The 7155-nt window shown below is 59.5% G+C and carries 5 protein-coding genes and 3 pseudogenes; 1 reads left to right on the top strand and 7 read right to left on the bottom strand.

Annotated elements, in window-relative coordinates; translation table 11 throughout:
• Positions 1–529: 529 nt before the first annotated feature.
• The 7 genes and pseudogenes from ABRP93_RS09480 to ABRP93_RS09455 all read right to left on the bottom strand — a co-directional run bounded on the left by ABRP93_RS09480 (position 530) and on the right by ABRP93_RS09455 (position 4458).
• A complete protein-coding gene (locus ABRP93_RS09480) occupies positions 530–757 on the bottom strand; it encodes an integrase core domain-containing protein (RefSeq protein WP_232207993.1) in 228 nt (75 codons plus the stop codon).
• Between the two features lie 125 nt (positions 758–882).
• Positions 883–1005, bottom strand: a complete 123-nt coding sequence (locus tag ABRP93_RS09475; RefSeq protein ID WP_349887769.1) for a hypothetical protein — start codon at positions 1003–1005, stop codon at positions 883–885.
• A gap of 46 nt (positions 1006–1051) precedes the next feature.
• Positions 1052–1453 (bottom strand): IS3 family transposase, encoded by a 402-nt coding sequence (locus ABRP93_RS09470; protein WP_349887768.1) that lies wholly within the window; start codon positions 1451–1453, stop codon positions 1052–1054.
• A 162-nt stretch (positions 1454–1615) separates the two neighbouring features.
• A pseudogene (locus tag ABRP93_RS09465) lies at positions 1616–1814 on the bottom strand (hypothetical protein).
• Between the two features lie 74 nt (positions 1815–1888).
• Positions 1889–2074 (bottom strand): annotated as a pseudogene (locus ABRP93_RS11715) (IS3-like element IS3502 family transposase); the annotation flags it as partial.
• A 66-nt stretch (positions 2075–2140) separates the two neighbouring features.
• Positions 2141–2288: pseudogene (locus ABRP93_RS09460) on the bottom strand (transposase); the annotation flags it as partial.
• A gap of 190 nt (positions 2289–2478) precedes the next feature.
• Entirely contained in the window at positions 2479–4458 is a 1980-nt protein-coding gene (locus ABRP93_RS09455) for an FAD/NAD(P)-binding protein (RefSeq protein ID WP_349887766.1), read from the bottom strand.
• 263 nt (positions 4459–4721) lie between these two features.
• On the opposite strand from ABRP93_RS09455, the gene ABRP93_RS09450 reads away from it, so the two are divergent.
• A complete protein-coding gene (locus tag ABRP93_RS09450; RefSeq protein WP_349887765.1) occupies positions 4722–7136 on the top strand; it encodes an excinuclease ABC subunit UvrA in 2415 nt (804 codons plus the stop codon).
• The last annotated feature ends 19 nt before the right edge of the window (positions 7137–7155 follow it).

Genomic DNA, 7155 nt, shown 5'->3' with positions numbered 1-7155 from the left:
GTCTCGCCATAGTAGTCATTCTGGTTCATCTCCTTATGCGGGTTAGGTTCCCACACACAAACCATTAGACACTCTCTCAATCGTCCTGCTATCGGTGATGTGCATTACTTTTCCTATCCTGCTCTTGCAGTGGGGAATTACCTTAGCGCCGCCTTTCATCTCGGCACTGATCATCGCGGCCCTTCCGGCCGTGGTGATGGCTACCGAGGTGGCATTGGGCTCTCAAGTCGAACCAATTCAGTTAACTTTGTTGATGCTCATTGTGGCAATAACCATAAGCCAAGCAATGTGGGGAACACGGAAAAATGAAAATATTAGTAGTTGATGATTCTTCAAGTGGCGCCGATCTGGTGGCAACCCTGCGCCAAAAAGGGACGTAGAGGTTGCTACTGCTAACCCGCCGTATGCCATCTCAGCTAACGAAGACGGGAGCATTTCCGATCCATGGGCCCTGGCCCTACTCCGGGAATGTAGCCAAGAAAAATTTGACCTTGTTGTGCCGGGAAGTGAAGTGCCCCGAGTTTTGTTCCTAGGCATTTGCCTTGATTTCTATTATTGCCTGTGGCGGGTTCTGCTTCCAAAACTCGGTTTCGACCTCGACCGGGGTTCGGTATCCCAAGCTTTGGTGGAGCCTTGTCTCGTTCCACCATGACACCCACTCGAACGTCGCGATTTCTACCTCGACAACGTCATCCCACCTGCGGGTATGAATCAACTCGTTCTTGTGAGGGGCCGTTAACGTTTTCAGCCAGAGCATTGTCATATAAGTCACCGACACTTCCGGTGGAAGCGTCAATGCCATGCTGGGCAAGTCGCTCGTTGTAGACCACGCTGACATACTGCGATCCGTGATCCGAATGGTGAATGAGACCTGTTGTTTCCTCAGCACACTTGGGTTGCCTGGTTGAGAGTTTGCAGCGGCAGTGCTTCGGTGCGCATCGAATCTGATAACGCCCACCCAACGATCCGTCGGGAGTAAACGTCGGTGACAAACGCGGCATACACAAAGCCTTTCTTCGTGCGCACATATGTAATGTCGGCCACCCACAGTTTATTTTAGGCCTTGAACTTTGAATTCACGCTCAACCAAGTCCGGGCGCAGATCAGGCACGCTAGCTTTTCGGGTTGTAATAGGTGATCCGCCTTTGCCTTTGCCAGAAACACCGGCCAGGCGCATCAGCCGGGCGGTTTGTTCACGACCGATATCGATTCCTTCACGGTTAAGAGCATGCCACATTTTCCGCACACCTAAGACACCGTAATTATCTCTATGAACAGCACTAATGCGTTCAACCAGAACAGCATCACGAAGGCGACGAGCACTTAATCCACGGGCCTTTGACTGGCGATACCCACGCGAGGTGATAAACCCACCAGTTCGGCTATTTTTCAACGTCTTGCAAATGAACTCGACAGAGAAATAATTCCGGTATTCATCGATGAACCGGATCATTTCTTAACGTTTCGGGTCGAGTCATGAGGCGAAAAAGCTGAGGCAGCCTTCAGCAGCTCATTAGTATCGCGTAGCTGGTGATTTTCACGGCGCAGCCTGGCATTTTCGGCGGCCAAATCTTCACACACAGGTTCTGGGATGTTTCCCGAACGGCGGGCAGGCTTAAGTCCATTGACGAGCCGTGTGCCATGAAACCCCCAGCTTTGGGGCTACTGCCTGGCACGCGGGGTGCATCGACATATTTTCTGCCAAGATGCGGTCTTCCACGAGACGGACCACACGGTCCTTTGCATCCTGGTCAAATTTTCTTGGCATATTCCAGATTTTCCCATCTACTCAAACGGAACAAAACCTGGGACACTTCAAAGATGGTCTTTATTCTTGCACCAATAAGGGCATCGGAACACATCTTTAACCTGCGTTTTTTACGGGTGCTCACCCACTTGTAAAACGAGGAACGATTCAGCTTTAACACGTGGCACATCCGCTTGACCGAGTACTCGGTTCGGTGGTCATCGACAAACTGGAAGAGGATCACCAGCGTGTCTCTTCGGCAAAATATTTCGCGGCCTTACGCAGAATGTCGCGTTCTTCGCGCAGTTTTGCGTTTTCTTTTGTCTCACTGGCGGATTCGCGCAGAATCATTCGCCGCTTGGGCTTTCTCATGCACGGCTTTTATGCGGGCACGTTTGCCCGTGCCGTATTTCTTGACCCAAGAATGCAGCGAAACTCGATTGATGCCGAGCTCGGCTAATGCTGAGTTCAGCGAGAGGTTCTCATTGTTTTCATAGAGGGCCACGGCATCGCGTTTGAACTGTTCGGAATACCTGGACATGATGGTAGATTACCTTTCTTCCCAGTCCGACTGGGCTGGATATCAGGTGTCCACCAAATGGGGGTCAGGTCCGAACGCAGATAAACATAACCTGCCCCAGCATGGGGCTAGGAGTATGAATCCTGGGCTCCTCTGAACGGAACTGCTAACAGCGTAATGGGCAGGCGGTTGCCTGCCCCCTCGCTGCTAGCTACGCTTGCCCCGCGAGTGCTACCTGGGCCGCGTGCACGGCGGCCTTATCGGCCTCCTGGATGAACCACGAATCGGTGTCGGGAATCGGCGGGGCCAGGGTGGTATCCGGGTACTCAGCGTGGGCGGGGATTCCTACGAGGTGCAGGCGCTCATCCACGGTGCCGTCGGCATTGTGGACCTGGCGGGTATCGGGGTCTTCGGCGGGCGAGCCGGTGGGTACCTCGATGCCGTCGCTGGCGGTTTCCGTAAACGCGCGCACGCGCCCGGATTCCACGAGGGAGTGCATGAAGGAATCGTGCGGGGTGCGGCGGATATCGGGCTTGTGCACCCAGGCATCGAGAAGCGTCGTGCCCGGGATGCGCTTGCCGCCAGATGCACTGGAGCTGATGGTCCATTCGCCGGCGTCGGCATTCGTGCCCAGGACGGGGTTGCCGCCGACGAAGCTGACAATGCCGGCATCGACAAGCGCCAGCAATTGCTGCGTGCGGAAGGGCGGCGGGCCGGAGCAGGTGGTCTGACCCAAGGAGATGGCCTTATCGAACATGTGGTGGCGCGACTCCAGGGTATAGCGGCCCTCGGCGCCCAGCACCTGGGTGGGTTTGCGGGAGAAACCGACCGACCACAAGGCGGCGCGCACCGGGCTATCCGGACCCTTCTGGGCCTCTGCCAGGTCCTCGTACAGGCTCTGCGCGATGTGCTCGGTGAGCTCCTGTTGGTTGGAAAAATCCTTCGTGAGCAGATGCATCCAGCGCAGCAGGCTGAAATCCTTGGTGGTATAGCGTGCAATGACTTCATCGAGCTGGGCCAGGCCGTTATAGGCCACGCCAGCATCTACCGGGGTGGCATCGAGGGCGGCGATGATCTCCTCGCGGGAGGCGCGCAGGCTCTCCGGCTCGACGCGGGCGAGGGTATCGATATAGGCCTGGTAGGCATCGCGGGCAACCGCCGGCCATACCTCGGTGTCATAGTTGATGGAGCGCGCGCCCGTGCGGTGGGATAGCTCGGCGACGACCTTCTTTAACCGCGGGATCTCCGCGGCTGGTGGCAAGGAGCCTTCATCGGATTGCGGCAGGAAGGGATAGCCGCGCCGGGATGCGGCCGCAAAGGTGGGCTCGGTACCAGTGGCCTCATAGCGCATGCCCCAAGGCTTGGAGGAATCCTCGACGAACTTACCGCCGCGGCCCACAGTGGAGAGGATGAGGATATCGAAAAAGCCCATGCCAAGGCCGCGCACGAGGACCTTCTCATTGTCCTTGATGGAGTCAACACCCTGGTCAATGGGGTTATCGGCGCGGATCCAGCGCAGGCTGGGGTTATCTTCCAAGGTCTTTAAAATCCACCGCTCGTTTTCGGTATAGCCCTGGTTTTGCCAGCCGGTGACCGCCAAGGTGGAGCCGGCCTCAACGGTGGTGTCGTTATTGAGGTACAAAATATCCGCGCCATCGCGGGATTCAATATCCACCACGCGGGCGTGGTGTTGCTTGACCTCTACCCACTCCGGTACGTCCTGCAAGACGGAGCGGAAGACCCACAGGATGTAGTGGCCGTAGAGCGCACGCGGCAAATAGGATTCGGGCCGCAATTTCTCCAGCTCTGCGCGGCCGAATTCCTCAAGCACCTGCGGATCGAGCGGGTGGGCGGCGACGTAATCGCGGGCGCCGGTGGGAACGGTGGCATCGCCAAGCGTCAGGCGGATCCACTCGTAGATGGTGGGACCTTCTACCACCGGGGCCTCCACGGTAGAGCCGGGTTCAGAAAACAGCGTCATGCCGTGCGCGAAGGTATTCATGCACAGGTACTTGGGCTGGTTGATATCCCAAATCTTGCCGCCGCCATGCTGCGCGTCATCGATAAGGTGCAGTGTCAGCTTTTCTGGCGGGTGAGAGACGGTATTGAGTTGTGCCACGAGGCGCTCGAGGACGGAAATGCCGCGGGGGCCAAGTCCTATCAGCGCGATGGATGAAGTGTTATCGGTCAACGCGGAGCCCTACCTTCTAGCTTATAGACCAAGCGGAATTGTCATAATAGACAATGAAGTCTATCAGTTGGGGCGCTGGCTAAATATGTACCGGCTGCGGCTCGGCGGTGGCAGGGCGCGCTCGCCAGCCGGAATATCTCGGGCGGGCGTGAAATTAATTCTTGGGCAGGCGGAATAGTAGACAGAGCGGTAGGCACGTGAGCGCGGGGGTGAAGGGCTGAATCGTTGCCTTAGGAAGCTGGTGCGCGGGTAAGATCGCGGACATGACAATTAAGGTTCGCGATGCCCACTTACACAACCTGCGCAATGTCGATGTGGATATGCCGCGCGGCCAACTCGTGGCGGTGACGGGAGTATCCGGTTCCGGAAAATCCTCCCTGGCCTTTGGCACGATCCACGGGGAAGGGCAGCGCCGCTACCTCGAATCGGTGGCGCCGTTTGCGCGCCGCCTCATTAGCTCCGCGGTGGATCCACAGGTCAGCCAGGTGGAGGGCTTGCCGCCCACGGTGGCGCTGCAGCAATCCACCTCCGGCGGCGGGGCGCGCTCCACCGTGGGCACGGTCTCCGCGCTATCTAATAGCGTGCGCCTGTTGTACTCGCGCGCCGGGGATAACCCTGAGGACCTCTACTCGGATGCATTTTCGCCGAATACCCCTGAGGGCATGTGCCCGCAGTGCCAGGGCGCGGGTGTGGTGCACGAGCCCACCGAGCAATCGATGGTGCCAGATCCCACCTTGTCTATTGAAGGGGGCGCCATTAAGGCCTGGCCCGGTGCGTGGGCGGGGAAGAATTTCCACGATATCCTCATGAACTTGGGCTATGACCTGGATTCGCCTTGGCAAGACCTGCCGCAGGAAGACCGCGACTGGATCCTATTTACCGAAGAACGCCCCGTGGTCACCGTAAAACCGCTGCGCGGTGCGGACCAGATTCAGCGCAATTATGAGGGCACGTGGCGCTCGGTAGCCGGCTACCTCACCAAGACGCTGCAGGAGACCCAATCGGAATCGCTGCGCAAGCGCACGTTGTCCTTCATGGAATCCCGCGAGTGCGATACCTGCCACGGCCGGCGGTTGAACCCGCGGGCGCTCAAGGTGACGTATGCGGGCATGAGCATCGACAAGCTGGGCGCGCTGCCGCTGGACCAGGTCTATGAGGTGCTCAGCGCGCAGGAACCGGAGGAAAACTCCGCTGAGGATCTGCTGCTTAAACAGGTGCTGCCGGCGCTGACCTCCGCCTTGGAGCTGGGTCTGGCGCACCTCAGCCTGGACCGGCCCACCCAGAGCCTTTCGGCGGGTGAATTGCAGCGCATTCGGCTCGCCGCCCAGCTGCGTTCCGGCCTCTTTGGCGTGGCCTACGTGCTCGACGAGCCGTCCGCCGGCCTGCACCCCGATGAGCGCGGGGCGGTGTTGGAGATGTGCCGCCGGTTCATCTCCGCCGGCAATTCGGTGCTGCTCGTGGAACACGATATGGATCTGGTGGCCCAGGCGGATTGGCTCGTGGACGTTGGCCCCCACGCCGGCGAGGGCGGCGGCAAGGTGGTCTATTCCGGGCCGGTCCAGGACTACGACGCCGATACCCCCACCGCCCGTGCCTTGGCGCAGCGTGAGCTCGCGCTTGCCGATGCCCCCCGTACCCCCTCCAACCAACTCCGCCTCCGCGGCATTTCTGCGCGCAGTATAGACGGGCTCGATGTGGACTTTGGCCTGGGGCAATTTACCGCTGTGGCAGGTGTATCGGGCTCGGGCAAGTCGACGCTGGTGAGCACCGTGCTGGCAGAAACCCTCAAGGAATCCGCCACCGCCGTGGCCGATGAGGATAAAGACGATGCGGACGAGGGCGGCCACGAGTTCTCGCTTGCAGGGGTAGAGGGCCTGGATAAGGTCTCCCGTCTGGTGCAGATTTCCCAAAAGCCCATCGGCCGCACCCCGCGTTCCACGCTGGCCACCTATACCGGCCTTTTCGATAACGTGCGCAAGCTCTTTGCCTCCACCCCGGAGGCCAAGGAGCGCAAGTGGACGGTCTCGCGCTTTTCCTACAACGTCAAGCAGGGTCAGTGCCCCACCTGCGGTGGCGCCGGAAAAATCGAGGTTGAGCTGGTCTTTTTGCCAGGTTCTTATACCACCTGCCCGCAATGCGGCGGTGCCCGCTTCAACGATGAGACCCTCGAGGTGACCTGGCACGGGCGCAGCATCGCAGAGGTGCTGGAGCTTACCGTGGATGAGGCCGCCGAGTTCTTTGCCGAGGAACCAAAGATCCACCGCGCCATCGCCACGCTGCAGGCCGTGGGCCTGGGCTACCTTCGCTTGGGGCAAGGCGCGCCGGAGCTTTCCGGCGGCGAGGCGCAGCGCATCAAGCTCGCCACGGAGCTGCAGCGCTCCCGCAATTCGCGGCGCGGGCACACGGTCTACATGCTGGATGAGCCCACCACCGGCCTGCACCCGGCCGATATTGCCCTTCTCAATGCGGAGCTGCACAAGCTCGTCGATGCCGGGCATACCGTGATCGTCATCGAACACGATCTCAACGTTCTGGCGAGCGCGGACCGGATCATCGAGATGGGTCCTGGCGCCGGTGCGGATGGTGGGCAGATCATCGCGGATGCCACCCCAAGCCAGCTGGCCGCAGAAGATACCGCGACCGGTAGGGCGCTGCGGGCACGTCAGCCTCAGAGCTAGCATCCTCTCCCTCCGGTTC

The sequence above is a fragment of the Corynebacterium sp. KPL2850 genome (assembly GCF_040225855.1).
GTDB lineage: Bacteria > Actinomycetota > Actinomycetes > Mycobacteriales > Mycobacteriaceae > Corynebacterium.
The sequence above is the reverse complement of the archived record's forward strand: the minus strand, read 5'-3'. Positions and strand labels throughout refer to the sequence as shown.